At 70.4% G+C, this 16,687-nt stretch carries 18 protein-coding genes; 5 read left to right on the top strand and 13 right to left on the bottom strand.

Annotated elements, in window-relative coordinates:
- Positions 1-12 precede the first annotated feature (12 nt).
- From ACH4NX_RS20340 to ACH4NX_RS20330, 3 genes are all read right to left on the bottom strand, one after another.
- Positions 13-180 carry a hypothetical protein gene (locus ACH4NX_RS20340; RefSeq protein WP_398128112.1) on the bottom strand — a complete coding sequence of 56 codons (168 nt, stop codon included), beginning with the start codon at positions 178-180 and terminating at the stop codon, positions 13-15.
- Between the two features lie 90 nt (positions 181-270).
- Positions 271-1,161: a virginiamycin B lyase gene (locus tag ACH4NX_RS20335; protein ID WP_398128111.1), complete on the bottom strand. Its 891-nt coding sequence runs from the start codon at positions 1,159-1,161 to the stop codon at positions 271-273.
- Positions 1,158-1,811: a CatB-related O-acetyltransferase gene (locus ACH4NX_RS20330; RefSeq protein ID WP_398128110.1), complete on the bottom strand. Its 654-nt coding sequence runs from the start codon at positions 1,809-1,811 to the stop codon at positions 1,158-1,160. The genes ACH4NX_RS20335 and ACH4NX_RS20330 overlap by 4 nt, the downstream gene beginning before the upstream one ends.
- A gap of 243 nt (positions 1,812-2,054) precedes the next feature.
- On the opposite strand from ACH4NX_RS20330, the gene ACH4NX_RS20325 reads away from it, so the two are divergent.
- Entirely contained in the window at positions 2,055-2,228 is a 174-nt protein-coding gene (locus tag ACH4NX_RS20325) for a hypothetical protein (protein ID WP_351392925.1), read from the top strand.
- 272 nt (positions 2,229-2,500) lie between these two features.
- Here the strand turns inward: ACH4NX_RS20325 and ACH4NX_RS20320 are convergent, their stop codons facing one another.
- The 6 genes from ACH4NX_RS20320 to ACH4NX_RS20295 form a co-directional block, all read right to left on the bottom strand.
- A complete protein-coding gene (locus ACH4NX_RS20320; protein WP_398128340.1) occupies positions 2,501-3,247 on the bottom strand; it encodes a methyltransferase domain-containing protein in 747 nt (248 codons plus the stop codon).
- A gap of 17 nt (positions 3,248-3,264) precedes the next feature.
- Entirely contained in the window at positions 3,265-4,320 is a 1,056-nt protein-coding gene (gene rsgA, locus ACH4NX_RS20315; RefSeq protein ID WP_398128109.1) for a ribosome small subunit-dependent GTPase A, read from the bottom strand.
- A gap of 452 nt (positions 4,321-4,772) precedes the next feature.
- Positions 4,773-5,444, bottom strand: a complete 672-nt coding sequence (locus ACH4NX_RS20310) for an enoyl-CoA hydratase-related protein (protein WP_351392931.1) — start codon at positions 5,442-5,444, stop codon at positions 4,773-4,775.
- Between the two features lie 2 nt (positions 5,445-5,446).
- Positions 5,447-5,767 carry a hypothetical protein gene (locus ACH4NX_RS20305; RefSeq protein ID WP_398128108.1) on the bottom strand — a complete coding sequence of 107 codons (321 nt, stop codon included), beginning with the start codon at positions 5,765-5,767 and terminating at the stop codon, positions 5,447-5,449.
- 394 nt (positions 5,768-6,161) lie between these two features.
- Positions 6,162-6,863 (bottom strand): GNAT family N-acetyltransferase, encoded by a 702-nt coding sequence (locus tag ACH4NX_RS20300; RefSeq protein ID WP_398128339.1) that lies wholly within the window; start codon positions 6,861-6,863, stop codon positions 6,162-6,164.
- Positions 6,864-6,959: 96 nt separating this feature from the next.
- Complete coding sequence (locus ACH4NX_RS20295) at positions 6,960-7,112, bottom strand: hypothetical protein (RefSeq protein WP_351392936.1); 153 nt, start codon at positions 7,110-7,112, stop codon at positions 6,960-6,962.
- Between the two features lie 14 nt (positions 7,113-7,126).
- On the opposite strand from ACH4NX_RS20295, the gene ACH4NX_RS20290 reads away from it, so the two are divergent.
- Complete coding sequence (locus tag ACH4NX_RS20290; protein WP_398128107.1) at positions 7,127-7,345, top strand: hypothetical protein; 219 nt, start codon at positions 7,127-7,129, stop codon at positions 7,343-7,345.
- A gap of 20 nt (positions 7,346-7,365) precedes the next feature.
- On the opposite strand, the gene ACH4NX_RS20285 is transcribed toward ACH4NX_RS20290, so the two are convergent.
- Positions 7,366-8,067 carry a VOC family protein gene (locus ACH4NX_RS20285; RefSeq protein ID WP_351392941.1) on the bottom strand — a complete coding sequence of 234 codons (702 nt, stop codon included), beginning with the start codon at positions 8,065-8,067 and terminating at the stop codon, positions 7,366-7,368.
- 1,026 nt (positions 8,068-9,093) lie between these two features.
- On the opposite strand from ACH4NX_RS20285, the gene ACH4NX_RS20280 reads away from it, so the two are divergent.
- A complete protein-coding gene (locus ACH4NX_RS20280; RefSeq protein WP_398128338.1) occupies positions 9,094-9,384 on the top strand; it encodes an Atu4866 domain-containing protein in 291 nt (96 codons plus the stop codon).
- 136 nt (positions 9,385-9,520) lie between these two features.
- On the opposite strand, the gene ACH4NX_RS20275 is transcribed toward ACH4NX_RS20280, so the two are convergent.
- The 3 genes from ACH4NX_RS20275 to ACH4NX_RS20265 form a co-directional block, all read right to left on the bottom strand.
- A complete protein-coding gene (locus tag ACH4NX_RS20275) occupies positions 9,521-10,384 on the bottom strand; it encodes a carbohydrate ABC transporter permease (protein WP_351392944.1) in 864 nt (287 codons plus the stop codon).
- The gene (locus ACH4NX_RS20270) at positions 10,381-11,355 is read right to left on the bottom strand and encodes a sugar ABC transporter permease (protein WP_351392947.1); all 975 of its coding nucleotides are present in this window, start codon (positions 11,353-11,355) and stop codon (positions 10,381-10,383) included. The genes ACH4NX_RS20275 and ACH4NX_RS20270 overlap by 4 nt, the downstream gene beginning before the upstream one ends.
- An 88-nt stretch (positions 11,356-11,443) precedes the next feature.
- Positions 11,444-12,766 (bottom strand): ABC transporter substrate-binding protein, encoded by a 1,323-nt coding sequence (locus ACH4NX_RS20265; protein ID WP_398128106.1) that lies wholly within the window; start codon positions 12,764-12,766, stop codon positions 11,444-11,446.
- A gap of 268 nt (positions 12,767-13,034) precedes the next feature.
- Here ACH4NX_RS20265 and ACH4NX_RS20260 point away from each other — a divergent pair, with 268 nt between their 5' ends.
- Positions 13,035-15,458: a glycoside hydrolase family 2 protein gene (locus ACH4NX_RS20260; RefSeq protein WP_398128105.1), complete on the top strand. Its 2,424-nt coding sequence runs from the start codon at positions 13,035-13,037 to the stop codon at positions 15,456-15,458.
- Complete coding sequence (locus tag ACH4NX_RS20255; protein WP_398128104.1) at positions 15,455-16,483, top strand: LacI family DNA-binding transcriptional regulator; 1,029 nt, start codon at positions 15,455-15,457, stop codon at positions 16,481-16,483. The genes ACH4NX_RS20260 and ACH4NX_RS20255 overlap by 4 nt, the downstream gene beginning before the upstream one ends.
- Positions 16,484-16,687 lie beyond the last annotated feature (204 nt).

Raw genomic sequence — 16,687 nt, 5'->3', positions numbered from 1 at the left:
GGAAAGCCGAGGTCACCGGTGCCGCAGGCCGCGACGCCGGTGAGAGGAGAGTCCGGCGGCGCCGGCGCACCGAGTGGCCCACAGCATCCCGGCGTTGAGGACCAGGCCGAGCGAGCCGAGCTGGTCCTCCATCCCGTGCCAGTACGCCTGATGGATGGTGCCGCGCTTGCCGTGGCCCACGCCCCGGGGAAGCCGGACGGCTCGGCTCGTCGCGGTTCCTGGCGGGGACGACCGCGCGGTCGGACGCCACGGGCAGGGTGGTCTCCTCGCCTACGGCGGCGGTTCCTCGGTCACGCGGGCGAGGGCACCGGTCTCCAGCGCCGCCCACAGGGCACCGTCAGGGCCGAGGGCGATGCCGTGCGGCTCGGATCCGGGGGTGGGCAGGTCGTGTACCTCGATCATGCCCTCGGCGGTGATGGAGCCCACACGGTTGCCGCCCCACTCCGTGAACCACAGGGCGCCGTCGGCGCCCGGAGTGATGGCGTGCGGCCGGCCGGCAGGGTCGGGCAGCGGGAACTCCCTGATCCCGCCCTCGGTGGTGATGCGGCCGATGTGGCCGGCGGCGATCGCGACGTACCAGAGGGCGCCGTCGGGGCCGAGGGTGATACCGACCGGTGCGGCGGCCGCGGTGGGCAGCGGGTGGACGGTGACCGTGCCGTCGGTGCCGATCCGGCCGATCGCGTTGGCCTGGTTCATGGTGAACCACAACGCGCCGTCCGGGCCTGCGGTGATCGCGGACGGGAACGCGCCACCGACCGGAAGCGGGAACTCGGTGATCTCGCCGTCGGTGGTGATGCGGCCGATGCGGTCGGCGGTGGTCTCGGTGAACCACAGCGCCCCGTCGGGGCCGGCCGCGATGCCGAACGGCCCGCTGTCCCGGGTGGGCAACGGGAACTCGGTGACCTCACCGTCGACGGTGATACGGCCGATGCGGTGTGCCCGGTACTCGGTGAACCACAAGGCGCCGTCCGGCCCGTTGGTGATGATCGTCGGACCGCAGTCCGGGGCGAGGCGGTGGCTGACCGGTTCGTCACCGGGCACGAGCCGGCCGATCCGGCCGCTGTGGACCAGTGTGTACCACAGGGCGCCGTCCGGGCCGGTGGTGATCGCGTACGGTCCACCGCCGGCCACGGCGTGTTCCTCGATCGACACGGCCGTCATACGGCGCCCCGTCCGTGGTCGGTGGCGATACGGGCGATGTCGGCCGGCGAGCCGGCCATGATGGTGCGGGCGTGTTCGGTGACCAGCTCCACCGGCCAGTCCCACCAGGCGGCCCGCCTGAGCCGCTCGATGTCGGCGTCGCCGAACCGCTGCCGGATCGGACGGGCCGGGTTGCCGCCGACGATCGTGTACGGCGGTACGTCCGCGGTGACGACCGCGCCGGCGGCGATGACGGCGCCGTCGCCGATGCGTACGCCGGGCATGACGGTGCAACGGTGGCCGAACCAGACGTCGTTGCCGACCACGGTGTCGCCCCGGCTGGGCATACCGGTGACGATGTCGAGGGTCCGCTCGGCCCACTCGCCGCCGAACATGGTGAACGGGAACGTGGACACGCCCATCGTCGGGTGCTCGCCGCCGGCCATGAGGAACCGCGTGCCGGCGGCGATGGCGCAGTACCTGCCGATGACCAGCCGTTCCGGGCCGTACGCGTAGAGCACGTTGAGGTGCTCGAACTCGGTGGCGCCCTCCGGGTCGTCGTAGTAGGTGTACTCGCCCACGACGATCTTCGGTGAGCTGACCAGAGGTTTGAGGAAAACCACCCGGTCATGGGCGGGCATCGGGTGGAGGGTCATCGGATCAGGGGTCATCTTCCGGCTCCTGGTGAAGGGTTGTGTACGGGGACGGGGTCGAGGAAACCGTAAACGCGGCGCAGGCGACTTCGCTCACAGACCATGACGGCGAGCCCGATGATCACCGGAAGGCCGCCGACCGGGGCCAGTTATCAGGTCAGACGCGCCATACCGTGATGGCCGGCGTCCTCGGTCCAGAACTCGTCGACGAGCGCCCGGCGTCTGGCCGGGACGCGCTCGTTCCAGCTCGCCAGGTGTCGCATGGACGGAGTAATTCCCGACCGGCTGGAAGACGCCGACCGGCGCGCCTGGCACCACGCCGTGGTGGCCACCGGCCTCGACGAGCGGGTGGCCGCGGAACCGGAGAGCGCCGTCCGACGAGCCACAGAGCGGACCGAACTCGCCGCTCTCGTACTCACGGATGCCTCACCATGACCCCGTTGCGCGCCCCGGACCCGCCTTGGGCCCGCCTCGGGCCCGGGCCCGCACGAGCGCGGCGGCCGGCACTGCCTCCCAGCGCTCCGCGCTACGACGTCACCGTCCGGCGGCTGTGAGGCGGGACCTTCGCACGCTGTCGCACGGTTCGCTGCTCCGCGACGCCCGGCTCTCGGCCTGCGCGCACGCCGCGGACGTCGTGACCCGGTGGCGATGTGTCCCGTGCGGGGCCCGGACGGTAGGACGTCCGCGCCCCGCACGGGACGGGTGGGTCAGCGCTTCATGAGGGCGAAGACTCCCCAGCCGAGGTACTCACGGCCGTAGCGCGCGTAGTGGGCGGGCTCGGTGGTGAGTTCCTCCCGTACTTCCGGGGCGAGTTCGTCGTCCGGGTTCTGGTCGAGCCAGCGGCGCATGTTGAGCCACTGGGCCGCGGCGTAGCGGTCCCAGCTGTCCTGGTCGGCCAGCATCATCTCCACGACGTCGTACCCGAGTTCCCGGAACTGCTCGATCAGTTCCGCGAGGAGCAGGAAGTCGGCGATGGCGGTGGCGTGGCATGCCTTGGCGGTCTCCTCGTCCGGAGGGGTCCGCCGCCAGAACGGCTCGCCGATCAGCATCAGACCTCCGGGGCGGAGGCTGCGCTCGAGCAGCTCGACCGTTCCGGCGACGCCGTTCCCGATCCAGGTGGCGCCGACGCAGGCGGCCAGATCGACGGGCCGGCCGGCGACGTGGCCGGCGGCGTCACCGTGGATGAACTCGACCCGGTCGGCGACGCCCAGTTCGGCGGCGCGGGCCCGGGCCTGCTCGGTGAAGACCGTGCTGATGTCCACCCCGGTGCCCGTGAAGCCCAGGTCTCGCGCCCAGGTGCACAGCATCTCGCCCGAGCCGCTGGCCAGGTCGAGCACCCGTGTCCCGGGGGCGAGGTGGAGTGATGCGCCCAGGGTGGCGAACTTGTCCGCGGTCAGCGGGTTGTGGATGCGGTGGCTGCTCTCGCGGATGGTGAAGATGCGGGGAAGGTCCATGACCGTGTTCCTCTCCGTCATGCCTTGAAGTTCGGGGACTGCTTGAGGGCGCGCACCTGGCGCGCGATCTGCTTCATCGGCCGTTCCAGCTCGGCGCGCAGCCGCGCGTCGGTGCGGGAGGCGGCGTAGGTGTTCTCGCGCTGCAGCCGGTGGTAGCTGTCGAGGCGCCGCCGGGTGAGGTGGCCGTCCTCGACGGCGGACAGCACGGCGCAGCCCGGCTCGGCGGTGTGGGCGCAGTCCGCGAAGCGGCAGTCCCGCGCCAGCCCGGTGATCTCGGCGAAGGTCTGCTCCAGACCTTCTTCGGCATCGTGCAGGCCGACGCCGCGCAGGCCCGGCGTGTCCAGGAGGACTCCGCCGTGGGGCAGCGGCAGCAGCTCCCGCCACGCGGTGGTGTGCCGGCCCTTGCCGTCGCTCCCGCGCACCGCGCCGGTGGCCAGGAGGTCCTCGCCGAGCAGGCGGTTGCCGAGGGTGGACTTGCCCGCGCCCGAGGGCCCGAGCAGGACGACCGTGCCTGACAGGACCGCGGTCAGGACGTCCAGGCCCTCGCCGGTGGTGGCGCTGGTGACCAGCACTTCCACACCAGGGGCGACCTCGGCCACCTCGGCCGCCGCGGTGGCGGGGTCGGCACCGCGGTCTGCCTTGGTGAGCACCACCACAGGTGTGGCGCCGCTGTCCCAGGCCAGCGCGAGCGTTCGCTCGATCCGCCCGTGTTTGAGCGGATCGGCGAGAGAGACGGCCACCGCCACGGTGTCGACGTTCGCGGCCAGTACCTGGGCTCGGGAGGTACGCGACGCGGTGGAGCGGACCACGGCGGACCGGCGCTCCAGCACCTCCACCACGGTGGCGGAGGTGGCCGTACCGGCCGGCCGGACGGCCACCCAGTCACCGGTGCACGGCGTCAGCCGGTCACCGCCACCCGACGAGGGGACGACGATCGCGCGGACGGGCCCGGTCTCGGCGACGACGTCGCACAGGCCGCGCTCGGCCCGCACGACGCGGCCCGGAACCAGGCCGTCGGCCCGGAGCGGGGTGAAGGAGCGCTCGCGGTCCGTGTCCCAGCCGTAGTCGGCCAACGTCAGGACGCGTTCACGGGGAGAGAGCGCAGGGGAGAGTGGAGTGAGTTGATGAGACAACGTGGAGACCCTTGAAAGGGGCCCCGCCGGACGGCAGGCGTGCCGGTACTACTCCCGCGGGGGAAGAAGGCAGGCGAGGGTCAGGACGAGGCCCGGGAAGTGAGGATGATCCGGGCACCGCGCGCAGCGGTGGTCTCCACCGTGACCATGCAACTCACCTCCTCGACATCTCCGTGCGAACTTGTTGTCGCCATTTCAACTATAACACGCCCCCGCCCAGCGATCATGCACCGCTCGTGCCGGGCCGGTCGGCAGCCGCAGGACGCGCTGCCGACACCGTGCGCCGCGCGGGCGGATCGCGTGTTGACGGCGCTCTCGGTGGGCAGCCGGGACAGCCCGCGCCCCGGTGCGAGGAGAGCGGAGCGCGGGCGGTGCGGTCGGTGAGGTCCTGGTCAGCCGAGCGGGTTGGTGGTGTCGCGCAGGGTGGCCAGGGCCGGGGCGTACATGCGGGCCTTGATGGTGCCGAGGGTGTCGCCGGCCTTGTTCACCTGCGTCTGGGCGATCTCGATCGCGGTGGAGCGCACGGCGTCCTCGCTGACCGCCCGGTCGACGATGCCGGCGGTCGCGGCGTCGGTCCCGCCGTAGCGGCGGGCGGTGAGCATGGCCTCGTGCGCGCTCTGCGGGGCCAGCCGGGACTGGATGAGGGCGGCCATGCCGGGGGTGAAGGGGATGTTGATGTCCGCTTCGGGCAGGCACCAGTAGCCGCGGTCGGCGCGCATGACGCGGAAGTCGTGGGCGAGGGAGAGCATCGCTCCGGCGGCGAAGGTGTGGCCCTGCAGCGCGGCCACGGTGACGACCGGCAGCGACAGCGTCCGCGCGAACAGTTCGTGGACGGAGACGACGTAGTCCTGGTGCTGGTCGGCGTGGGCGAACAGCCAGTCCAGGTCGAGTCCGTTGGAGTAGAACTTGCCGGTGGCGGCGGTGACGAGAGCGCGGGGGCCTTCCGCCTTCTCCACCTCGTCGAGCGCGGCGCCGACGGCGGTGAGCCAGTCGGGGTGGAAGCGGTTCTCACCGTCTCCGAGGTCGAGGACGAAGACGTTGTCGTGACGGTCGAGCGTGGGCATGGCTACTCCTTCGAGCTGAGCTGACTGGGCGAAGTGACCGGGGACTGCGACCGGAGCCGTGGTGCTGCTCCGGGGCGGTCGCGCGAGCCGTGGAGGAGCAGGTCGTGGATCTCGGCGGCTGCTTCGATCGGGGCGGTGCTCTGCTCGGCGCGGCGCATGATCACAGCGACTTCGACCGCGGCGATGACGAGGCCACCGAGTTTGCGGTTGCGTTCCTCGGTCAGGCCGTGCCGCGGGAGGAGGGCCGCGAGGGCCTCCTGCCGGCGGGCGAAGACGGCAGCGGCGGAACGGGCCGGCCGGGGAGCGTCGTCGTTGGTCTCCACGGCCACCCGAGGACCCGGTCGGCGCTCCTCGCGCTCGCCCCGTACTCACGCGGCAGCGCAGTGGCGCTGAGGATCATCCGGTCACGTCTCTTGCCTCTGCGCGGGCTCACCCGCCCACCATCCCTCCGACGACGAGGTCGCCCCGCGGAGGGCTACCTGTCGGTAACTTAAGGTGTGTGGCACAGAACGTGCAAGGGGGTCACGGACCGCCCGTCCGCCCGGACGCGCCCCGGCAACCGCTCCCGCGGGGCCGGAGAAGTCCTGGGCCGGTGACGCGAACCGGCCCGCAGTCGGCGGACCGCTCCGGGCGGACCGTTCCGGGCGGACCGTCGGGGCAGGCCGTCAGGGAAGGCCGTCAGGGCGGTCCGTCAGAGCGGTCCGTCAGAGCGGTCCGTCAGGGGGTGCGAAAGCCTCGGAAGGTCACCTGTCCACGGGTCTTGAAGCCGAGGCGTTCGTACAGCGCGATCGCGCCGGTGTTCGTCTCGGCGACATGCAGGAAGGGACGTTCGCCGCGCGCCACGGCGCGGGCGGCGAGCGCGCTGACGAGGCGGGCGGCGTGGCCTTGTCCGCGTGCCTCGTCAGCGGTGCAGACGGCGCTGATCTCGGTCCATCCCGGAGGGCGCAGGCGTTCTCCGGCCATCGCCACCAGAGTGCCGTCGACCCGGACGCCCAGGTAGGTGCCGAGTTCGCGGGTGCGCGGCCAGAAGGGACCCGGCCGGGTCCGCGCGACGAGGTCGAGCATCTCGGGCACGCTGTCCGCGCCCAGTTCGACCACGCCGGTGCCGGGCTCGGAGTCCGGTCGGTCGGGACGGCCACCTCCGGGCCAGATCATCTGACGCCCCTCGAGACTGAAGACCGGCTCCCAGTCCGGCGGCGGGGCGGCGGGACAGTTGAACATGTCGGCGAAGGCGCCCGGACCGAGCAACGCGGCAAGATCGGCCCAGTCCGCCGCGTCCGGGGCGGTGGGCACGGCGGAGAAGGTCGCCACGTCCGCGTGATAGGTGGCGGCCCGGCCGAGCCGTCGGGCGAGACACCCGTGCCGGCCGCCGAGCGACTGGCCTACCGGATCGTCGAGTACGGGGTCGTCGTCGTTCATCATCGTGCTGTCCTTCCCTCGTGGACGCGATGGTCGGGCGGCCCAGGGCGGCGGGGGACCGCTCGTGGCCGGTTTCGCAAGCATCACCGCGGACCCTCAGGGCCGGGTCGTGCCGACCTTCAGTCCGAATCCGATCAGGTCGATGCCGGTGACGCGGTCCATGCCCCGCCGTACGGCCGGCTTGTCGAAGGAGGCGCGAGTCCTGGGCAGAAGCAGGACGTACCCGCCGAGCCCGGAGCGCACGCTCATGCGTCGATCTCCTGGTGGTGCGAGCTCCGATCGGCGTGGGCGGCCCGGAAGGACCTGAATCCACCTGTTCCGCCGATGGCAGCGGGACGGGAATCGACTACCGCGAGCGCCACGCAGTCGAGTGCGGCATCAACCGTCTCGGGAGGCACCGAGCCGTGTCCGCCAGGTACGAGAAGCTCGCGGTCCGCCACGAGGCGACCGTCCTCGTGGCGGCCGTCAACGAGTGGCTGTGACCAGCACTTTCGAAGCAGCCTCACCCCCTCAGCTCCTCGAGGCGATCGAGGTCGTCAGGGACCGACTCCCGCTCCTGGGCAGTGAGATGGACCGCGGCGGCCTCGGCGAGCGCGGACCTCGCGGTCTCTTCGTCACCGAGGCGCCCGGCGACATCCGCACGCAGTACGAGGAGGCGAAGCAACTGCACGGGCGTGGGCCGCTCGCCCTCGATGCGTAGCACCCGATCGATGATCTTCGCGGCACCCTCGGGATCCTCCTTCGAGTCCGCGAGCAGAGATGCGTGATGGAGGGCTCGGGAGAAGGTTTCCTCGGGTGCGGGCCGGTGGTGCTGGTCCTGACTCGTCCGCTGCCCAATTCGGAGGCAGTTGCCGCCCGGGTCGGTCACAAGGAACTGCCGCACGCCGTGCGACGTGTCCTTCAGCGGCCCGATTCGCGGCAGCCCGCGGGTCGGGATCCTCCCGTACGCCGCCTTGAGCCTGGCACGGAAGACCTCGTGCAGCTCATCGACATCATCGGTATGGACGTAGCACGTGCTGTATGACTCGGCCGGCTCGTACTGCTTCATCCCGAAGAAGTGGAGCTGAATGCCGCCGCGCTCCACGACTGCGTACGGGTTGGGGCTCTTCTGATGGAAGGTCACCTTGAATCCGAGGACGGTGTAGAAGTCGAGAACGGGCTGGATGGTCCGGCAGGGCAGGATCGGGATCGTCTTCTCCTCCATACCGGCATCCTAGTCAAACTTGAATAGCAGTGATGGGTTTGTTGCGGGATCGCTGTGCTCCTTGGCGCTGTCCGCTGGCCAGAACCAGCGGGCGCACGACTACCGGAGGAGCAATGACCTGGAGCGCCTGGACGCCCACGAGCGCTCTCACAGGCGAGAGCCATTTTCGCAACAGGCCTCGGGCCGCAGGACATAGGACGTCGGTACGGTGCCCAGGACTGGGCCGGCCGGCGTGGTCGGAAGGGGCCGGGCCGAACGGCGGCCCGGGAAGGCCCGTTGGTGACGTCCCGGGCGATCCGACACCGAACACCGACCACGGCGACGTGAGCCGATGAGCCACGGCTCGACCGGCCCGGCCCCCGGTCGATGCCGTGAGACAGCCGGGCCCGCACCGTACTCCCGGTTCTCCCCGGCACGGACGGGCCCGACGCCTCACGGACGTCTGTGGCTCAGGGCGCCGATCTCAGTGCGCCGATCTCAGTGCCCCGGCGAGGGTGGTACGGGCACCAACTCCATCCTGGACGACGTCGCCGAGGCGTCGAGGGCGACGCCGGCCACCATGCGTCGACTGCTCGGGAGCCTCGACGCCGGAAAGACCCCACGGTGCCCGTGGAGACCGCCGCGCAGGGCGCCCCGCGTAGCCGGCGGGGGAGGGCCGGCGTGCCACTGCCCTGAGCCGCGTACTCGCTTCCCGTGAGTGGGCGGCCCGGCTTGGTACGACCCGACCCGTCCCTGGGAAGATGTGGCGCAGGCGACGGTCTCTGCGTGAGCCAGGCAAGGAGAGGCGCCATCGGCATACGTGGGCCGGTCGTGGACGACCAGGCCGCACCCGCACGGGGGGCGCACGGCGTCTCGCCGACTCCGACCCGGCGCGCACCCGCTTCGCAGGACATGTCCCGGTGGGTGCGCGGCGCCCAGGAAGCCCTCACCCGGGGAGACGGCGGCCTGGTTGTCTCCCGCCGCGGGACCGAGGGTGGAGCCATGACCAACGACGAGACGACCAACAACGACATGACCAACAACGACATGACCGGCACCGACATGCCGAGCGTGCCGCACGCGTACGTCGGGATGTGGGTGACCGAGGACGGCGGCATCCGTCAGGAACTGCTGCCGAACGGCCGCTACGACGAGGCCCGGGGCAATCGCCGAAGCGCCTACACCGGCCGCTACACCGTCACCGGCAGCCACCTCGACTACGTCGACGACACCGGCTTCACCGCCACCGGCGATGTCCGGGACGGCGTTCTCTTCCACGAGCACCTCGTGCTCTACCGCGAGGACGACCCGCGCGTCCGGCGGGCAGCCCGGCCATGACCAGGAACCGGCCGCGGATGACCGTCGTAAGGGCGGAGCGGCGCTGGGGACGAGCAGGTGACCGTGCGGTCGCCTGCCCGCGGCACGTCGGTGGTGTGGGACTCGGTGGTGCGGAGCGCCCTGCACCCGCGACCCGCTACTTCGTGGCCCCCTGCGCGAACCCGTTGTAGATGTAGCGCTGGAGGAAGAGGAATATCACCAGAGTGGGCACGATCACGAGGATGGCTCCGGCGGAGATGTTCTCCCAGTGCGCGCCGAACGGTCCCTTGAAGCGGAACAGGGCCGTCGACATGGTCCCCAGTTCCTCGGAGGGCATGTACAGGAACGGGATGTAGAAGTCGTTGTACGTGGTGATGCCCTTGATGATGACCACGGTGGCGATCGCCGGCTTGAGCAGCGGAAAGATGATCTTCCGGTAGATGGTGAAGGAGTTGGCGCCGTCGAGCCGCGCCGCCTCGTCGAGGGACCTGGGAATCCCGCGGATGAACTGCAGGAAGATGTAGATCGACACGATGTCCGTGCCCATGTAGAGCAGGATCGGGGCCCAGCGGGTGTCGAAGAGGCCGAAGCTGTTGACGACCTGGAAGGTGGCGACCTGGGTGGTCACGGCCGGCACCAGGGTGGCGATCAGGAACAGCGCCATGACGAGCTTCTTGAAGCGGAAGTCGAAGCGGTCGATGGCGTACGCCGTCATGGAGCCGATGATCACGGTTCCGGTGATGGAGAACAGCAGGATGAAGGCCGTGTTGCCGAAGGCCGTCAGCATGTGGCCGTCGGTGAACGCCGTGGCGTAGTTGGAGAAGTTGAGCCAGTCGTCCGGCAGGGACAGGGCGCCCTGTCCGTCGGAGATCTCGTCGTAGGACTTCAGCGACGTCAGGAAGACCACGAGGAGTGGGACCAGGATGACGAGGGAGGCGACGATCAGCGACAGGTAGGTGAGCGCGGTGCCGAGGCGGAGGCGCCGGCGCGGCCGGTCCTGGGCGGGGGCGGTGATGGTCATACGAGGTCCACCTTCTCGTCGGGCACGATGCGGCGCTGGATCCAGGTGATCAGCAGGATGATGACCAGCAGCACCACGGCGCAGGCGGACGCCAGGCCGGTCTTGTTGAACTGGAAGGCGAACTTCACCGTCTGGATGACGAAGGTCGAGGTCTCGGTCGCGCCGCCGGTCATGATGTACGGGATCTCGAAGACGGACAGCGAGCCGGAGATCGCCAGGATGACGCTGAGGCTCAGCACCGGGCGGATGCTCGGCGCGATGATGTGCCGGAACTGCTGCCACCGGGTCGCGCCGTCGAGCTCGGCGGCCTCGTAGAGCTCGCCGGGGATCGACTGGATCGCGCCGAGGAACAGGACGAAGTTCAGGCCCGTGTAGCGCCACACGGACACGCCCGCGAGCGAGGTGTTGGCGGACTCGGGGCTGCCCAGCCACGCGTGTCCGGTGTCGGCGCCGAACCAGGACAGGACCGAGTCGAGGGTGCCGCCGTCCTGGAAGAAGTAGAGGAAGACGAAGCCGATCGCGACCCCGTTGATCAGGTAGGGGAAGAACAGGATGCCCTTGAACAGGTTCCTGAAGCGCAGGTCGAAGCTGAGGACCGCCGCGAAGTAGAGGGCGACCACGATCTGTACGGCGGACGCCGCCAGGTAGTAGAGGCTGACGGCGAAGACCTTGAACAGTTCGGGCCGGGTGAACAGCTCGGTGTAGTTCTCGCCGCCGACGAAGTTCCGGTCGGGGCTGACGCCGTCCCAGTCGGTGAAGCTGTAATAGATCATGTTTCCCACCGGCACGTAGGTGAACGTGACCAGCAGGGCGAGCGGGGCCAGAAGGAACAGCCACGGGGTGAGACGGCGCAACGGCCGGTCACGCCAGGTGGCGGCACCGGGCGTGCGGCGCCGGGAGTGACTCTTGCCGGTCCGGCCCGGATCGGCGGCCGGAGCGGGCGGTGACGCGGTGGATGCGGTGCGGGTCATTGCGGGGCCAGGGCCTTTCGTCGTCCGCTGAGGGCACTGGGGCGGGGGCCCCTCCCGTCGGCGGGGAGGGGCCCGGCTGGGAGCCGGATCAGGAGCCGGCCATCTGCCTGGCCTCGGACCAGCGCTCGTTCAGTTCGTCGAAGTAGCCGTCGAGCGACCCGTCCACGGCGCCGCGGGCGATGTCGATCAGTTTCTGGCGGTAGTCCGGCTTGGCGAGGCCGATCTCGGAGGCGTTGTCGATGGCGTTGACCTCGGCGGTCTTGGCCTCGGAGCGCTCCACCATCTTGACATCGTTGTCAACGTATTCCTTGAGGGTGGCGGGCATGGCATCGGCCTTCAGGGCGGAGACGGCGCCCTCCTTGGCCGCGTAGCCCGACTCCTCGGTGAACCAGTCGATCCAGGCCCGGGCCGCGCTCTTGTGGTCGGAGTGGATGTTGACGGCCTGCTGGTAGTCGGAGACCAGGGTCGCGCAGAACGTGCCGCCCGTCTGGGCCGGCACGGGCATGAAGCCGATGTCGTCGGGGTTCTGGCCGGCCTTCTCGGCCGCGTCCCGCATCTGGTTGATCGCCCAGGAGCCGAGCATCATGCTGCCCACCTCACCCTTGGCCAGCTGGGTCTTCGAGCTCTCCCAGTTGGTGGTGGCCGGGTCCTTCTCCGACAGCTTCTCGTGGACGATGTCGTGGAGCAGGGTGTCGAGCACGTTCAGCTCCGTGCCCTTCTCCCAGGGCTTGTCCGTCGCGGCCAGCTTGTCCGAAGCCCGACTGTCGCAGCCGATCGACCCGACACTGTTGGTCCAGGGGCTGCTGAGCGGCCAGCCGTCCTTGAAGTTGGTGTAGTAGGGAGTGGCGTCCGTCTTCTCCTCGACGGCCTTCAGGTCATCCATGAACTGCTGTGTCGTCGTCGGCCATTCGGTGATGCCGGCCTCCTTCCACAGCGCCTTGTTGTAGACGAAGCCGTTGGCGGTGCCGAAGGTGGCGATGCCGTACGTCTTGCCCTCGACGTCGGTCTTGTCGGTGAAGCGGTAGGTGCTCTTCATCGTCGAGGTCTCGCCGAGCGGTGCGAAGAACTTGGGGTAGTCGCCCTTGGCGATCACCGAGGGGATGAGCAGGACGTCGCCGTAGTCCTCCGTGTTCATACGGATCTTCACCTCACCCTCGTAGTCGGTGAGGCCCTCGAACTTGACCTTCACCTCGGGGTAGGTCTTGTTGAACTCGGCGGCGTACTTCTTCATCGTCCCGTCCTGGATCAGGTCGGTGCGATTGGTCAGGACGGTGATGTCCCCCGAGACGCCGTCCGGGTTCACCGGCGCGGCGGCGGTCTCGTCGGCGTTCGGGCTCCCGCCCCCGCCGCACCCCGCGACGGTCAGCATCGCGGTGGTCAGCAGAGCGACGCCCAGCGTCTTCTTCCCCATGTGCCCAGCTCCTTCCAAGGATTACGGCTCGGGCTCCGGTGGTTGTCGGCGACTATGTCAGGCGTCCTTGAACCGGTAAAGCTAAGCGCATCACCGCGATACTTAATCGTTACCCGCGGTGAATGGCCACGCCAGTTGTCGCTGGTGCCAACTGTGGCGTGACGGTGGATCCTGTCAAGAGAAGAGGGCTAGACCGGTTCACTTATGTGGGGTTAGGTTAGGCCGCGTCGCACATGAAACGGGGCCCGTCCCGCCTAAGGAGCCGCACATGAGGGAAGTCGTCCAGCTCACCGAGGACTGGAGTCTGCGCCACGGCGAGAGTCTGCTGTCCGCCCAGGTCCCCGGCTGTGTCCACACCGATCTGCTCGCGGCCGGCCTGATCCCGGACCCCTTCCTCGGCGTCAACGAGCCGGAGGTGGCGTGGGTCGGGCGGCGTGCCTGGACCTATGTCCGGGACGTGGCGGCCACGGACACCACCGAGGAGGGCCACGAGCGGACCGATCTGGTCTTCGACGGACTCGACACGGCCGCGACCGTCACCCTGGACGGGCGGGAGCTGGGGCGCACCCGCAACATGCACCGCCACCACCGTTTCGACGTCACCGGCCACCACGGGCTGCTGAAGGTGGACTTCGCCTCCGCCTACGACGAGGCCGCGTCGGTACGGGCACTGACGGGTGAGCGCCCCAACGTCTACCCGGAGCCCTTCCAGTACATCCGCAAGATGGCGAGCAGCTTCGGCTGGGACTGGGGCCCGACACTGGTGACCGCCGGGATCTGGCGTCCGGTCCGGCTGGAGCGCTGGTCGACGGCGAGACTGGCCGGCGTGCGTCCCCTGGTGACGGTCGAGGGCGGTACCGGCCGGGTCGAGGTGCGCGTAGAGGTCGAGCGCACGGAACAGGGCGCGGACCGTTCTCTCGCCGTCCGGGCCACCGTTGCCGGCGTGGAGGCCCACGCGGCCGTCGACGGCACGCGGGCCGTGCTGACACTCGACGTACCCGACGTCTCCCTGTGGTGGCCACGCGGCTATGGCGCCCAACCGCTGTACGACCTGGAGGTGGTGCTGGTCGAGGACGGGCCGAAGGCGGAGCCGCTGGACTCCTGGCAGCGGCGCATCGGCTTCCGGAACGTGGAACTCGACCGCTCCGAGGACGAGCACGGCACCGGGTTCACTTTCATCGTCAACGGCGTACGCGTCTTCGTCCGCGGTGTGAACTGGATCCCCGACGACGTCTTCCCCTCCCGGATCACACCGGAGCGGTATCGCACCCGGCTGCGTCAGACGGCCGAGGCGGGCGTGGACCTGGTGCGTATCTGGGGTGGCGGGATCTACGAGGACGACGCCTTCTACGACGCATGCGACGAACTCGGCCTCATGGTCTGGCAGGACTTCCTCTTCGCCTGCGCCGCCTACCCGGAGGAGCAGCCGCTGCGCGGAGAGGTGGAGGCCGAGGCACGCGACAACGTTGTCCGGCTGATGCCGCACCCGAGTCTCGTCCTGTGGAACGGCAACAACGAGAACCTGTGGGGCTTCCGCGACTGGGACTGGGAGCCCGGGCTCGCCGGCGACTCGTGGGGCGGCGGCTACTACCTGGACCTGCTGCCGCGCGTCGTCGCCGAACTCGACCCCACCCGCCCCTACACGGCGGGCAGTCCCTGGTCCGGCTCCTGGGACCACCACCCCAACGACCCGGCGCACGGCACCCACCACTCGTGGGAGGTCTGGAACCGCCGGGACTACGCCGAGTACCGCGACTCGGTGCCCCGCTTCGTCTCGGAGTTCGGCTGGCAGGCGCCCCCCGCCATGGCGACCCTGCGGCGCGCGCTGCCCGGCGAAGAGCTCGCTCCCGACTCGCCCGGCATGCTGCACCACCAGAAGGCCGAGGACGGCAACGGCAAGCTGAACCGCGGCGTGGAACGCCACTTCGTCCTGCCCGAGGACGACTTCGACCGCTGGCACTACCTCACCCAGGTCGTGCAGGCCCGCGCGATCGCCGCCGGCATCGAGCACTGGCGTTCGCACTGGCCGGTGTGCGCCGGCACCATCGTCTGGCAGATCAACGACTGCTGGCCGGTCAGCTCCTGGGCCGCCATCGACGGCGACGGGAGGCTCAAGCCCCTCTACCACGAGCTGCGCCGCGTCTACGCCGACCGCCTCCTCACCCTTCGGCCGGGAACCGACGGGCCGGCGCTCGCCGTCGTCAACCAGGCCGCCGAGCCGTGGCAGGCGCCCGTCACACTGCGCCGGATGCGGGCGGACGGCACCGAGGCGGCGAGCCTGGTCCTCGACGTGTCCGTCGGCCCCCGGTCGGTGCACCGGCGGAGTGTGCCCGAGGAGCTGGTACCGGACGAGCGGTCGGGCAAGGAGTTCCTCGTCGCCGACTGCGGCGGCCTGCGCGCGCTGCACGTTCCCGTGCCGGACAAGGACTTCGCCTATCCGGTTCCGCGTTACGACGTGGCCGTGGAGTCCCCGGTGGGTGGTGATGCGGGTAGTGTCGAGGTCGTGGTGACAGCACACACTCTGGTACGCGACCTTCTCCTGCAGGCCGACCGGCTCGGCCCGGACGCGGTCTGCGACAGCGGACTTCTCACCCTCCTTCCCGGGGAACGGGCCCGTCTTCGGGTCACCGGGGCCGCCGAGGCCGGAGCCAACACCGTGCGCGCCGCGCTGTACTGCGTGGAACCGGCGTGAGCGCACCGTCCGAACGCGTCACGATCAAGGACGTGGCCGCCGTCGCGGGCGTGTCCAAGGGCGCCGTGTCCCTGGCGTTCAATCACAAACCGGGCGTCTCCGAGACCACCCGGGAGCGGATCTTCGCGGCGGCGCGGCAACTGGGCTGGGCGCCGAACTCCTCGGCCCGCAGCCTGTCCCGGCAGTCGGTCGACACCGTCGGGCTGGCCATCTGCCGGCCGGCCCGGCTGCTGGGCCTGGAGCCCTTCTACATGGAGTTCATCTCCGGCATCGAGAGCGTGCTGGCCGAGCGGGACTGCTCGTTGCTGCTGCGCCTGGTCGACTCGCTGGAGGAGGAGATCGTCCTGCAGGAGCGCTGGTGGAGGGAGCGGCAGGTCGGCGGCTCGATCCTGGTCGACTTCCACCGGGAGGACCCGCGTGTCGAGCCGCTGCGGAAGCTGGGCCTGCCGGCCGTGGCGGTCGGCCACCCCTCCCTGACCGGAGGCTTCCCCTCGGTATGGACCGACGACGCCGCCGCCGTCGGCGAGGCGGTGCGTTATCTGGCGGCCTTGGGACACCGGCGCATCGCACACGTGGGTGGCCCCCGAGGCCTGGGACACAGCGCGATCAGGACGACCGCCTTCGAGCAGACCATGGGGGAACTCGGCCTCGAAAGCGGTCCGCACGCGGAGACGAGCTTCTCCGGCGACGAGGGAGCACGTGCCACCCGCTCCCTGCTGCTGGCCCCGCAACGGCCCACGGCGATCCTCTACGACAACGACATCATGGCGGTCGCCGGACTCGGCGTCGCCGCCGAGATGGGCATCTCGGTGCCGGACGATCTGTCGCTGCTGGCCTGGGACGACTCCCAGCTGTGCCGGCTGACCCATCCGACACTGTCCGCGATGAGCCACGACGTGCACGGCTTCGGGGCCCAGGTCACGCGGGTGCTGTTCGAGGTCCTCGGCGGCCGCCAGGTCGCCTCCCAGCCGGTGGCGACACCGTCCCTCGTCCCGCGCGCCTCGACCGCGTCACCTCGCTCCTGAAGGGGCATGGACGGTTGAGGGGCGCGGAGGGTTGAGGGGCGCGGAGGGCTGAGGCGAAGGGCGCGGACGGGGGGGGGGGGGGGGGGCGGGGCCCCCCCCCCCCCCCCCCCGGGCCCCCGGGGGGGGGGGGCCGCCCAAAACGGTGGGGGGGGGTGGCCCTCGCTGGCGCAGGGGGGGGCGGGGGTGGCGTATGTCAGAGACAAC

This window comes from Streptomyces sp. NPDC017225 (genome assembly GCF_044331465.1).
Lineage (GTDB): Bacteria > Actinomycetota > Actinomycetes > Streptomycetales > Streptomycetaceae > Streptomyces.
Note: the sequence above shows the minus strand (reverse complement) of the source record. Positions and strands in the feature narration are given on the sequence as shown.

What these genes read in the sequence shown, in the direction of transcription:
- ACH4NX_RS20335 (WP_398128111.1), bottom strand. Translation starts at nt 1,161, where the DNA reads ATGACGGCCGTGTCGATCGAGGAACACGCCGTGGCCGGCGGTGGACCG.
- ACH4NX_RS20330 (WP_398128110.1), bottom strand. Translation starts at nt 1,811, where the DNA reads ATGACCCCTGATCCGATGACCCTCCACCCGATGCCCGCCCATGACCGG.
- ACH4NX_RS20325 (WP_351392925.1), top strand. Translation starts at nt 2,055, where the DNA reads ATGGACGGAGTAATTCCCGACCGGCTGGAAGACGCCGACCGGCGCGCC.
- ACH4NX_RS20320 (WP_398128340.1), bottom strand. Translation starts at nt 3,247, where the DNA reads ATGGACCTTCCCCGCATCTTCACCATCCGCGAGAGCAGCCACCGCATC.
- ACH4NX_RS20310 (WP_351392931.1), bottom strand. Translation starts at nt 5,444, where the DNA reads ATGCCCACGCTCGACCGTCACGACAACGTCTTCGTCCTCGACCTCGGA.
- ACH4NX_RS20300 (WP_398128339.1), bottom strand. Translation starts at nt 6,863, where the DNA reads ATGAACGACGACGACCCCGTACTCGACGATCCGGTAGGCCAGTCGCTC.
- ACH4NX_RS20295 (WP_351392936.1), bottom strand. Translation starts at nt 7,112, where the DNA reads ATGAGCGTGCGCTCCGGGCTCGGCGGGTACGTCCTGCTTCTGCCCAGG.
- ACH4NX_RS20285 (WP_351392941.1), bottom strand. Translation starts at nt 8,067, where the DNA reads ATGGAGGAGAAGACGATCCCGATCCTGCCCTGCCGGACCATCCAGCCC.
- ACH4NX_RS20280 (WP_398128338.1), top strand. Translation starts at nt 9,094, where the DNA reads ATGACCGGCACCGACATGCCGAGCGTGCCGCACGCGTACGTCGGGATG.
- ACH4NX_RS20275 (WP_351392944.1), bottom strand. Translation starts at nt 10,384, where the DNA reads ATGACCATCACCGCCCCCGCCCAGGACCGGCCGCGCCGGCGCCTCCGC.
- ACH4NX_RS20270 (WP_351392947.1), bottom strand. Translation starts at nt 11,355, where the DNA reads ATGACCCGCACCGCATCCACCGCGTCACCGCCCGCTCCGGCCGCCGAT.
- ACH4NX_RS20265 (WP_398128106.1), bottom strand. Translation starts at nt 12,766, where the DNA reads ATGGGGAAGAAGACGCTGGGCGTCGCTCTGCTGACCACCGCGATGCTG.
- ACH4NX_RS20260 (WP_398128105.1), top strand. Translation starts at nt 13,035, where the DNA reads ATGAGGGAAGTCGTCCAGCTCACCGAGGACTGGAGTCTGCGCCACGGC.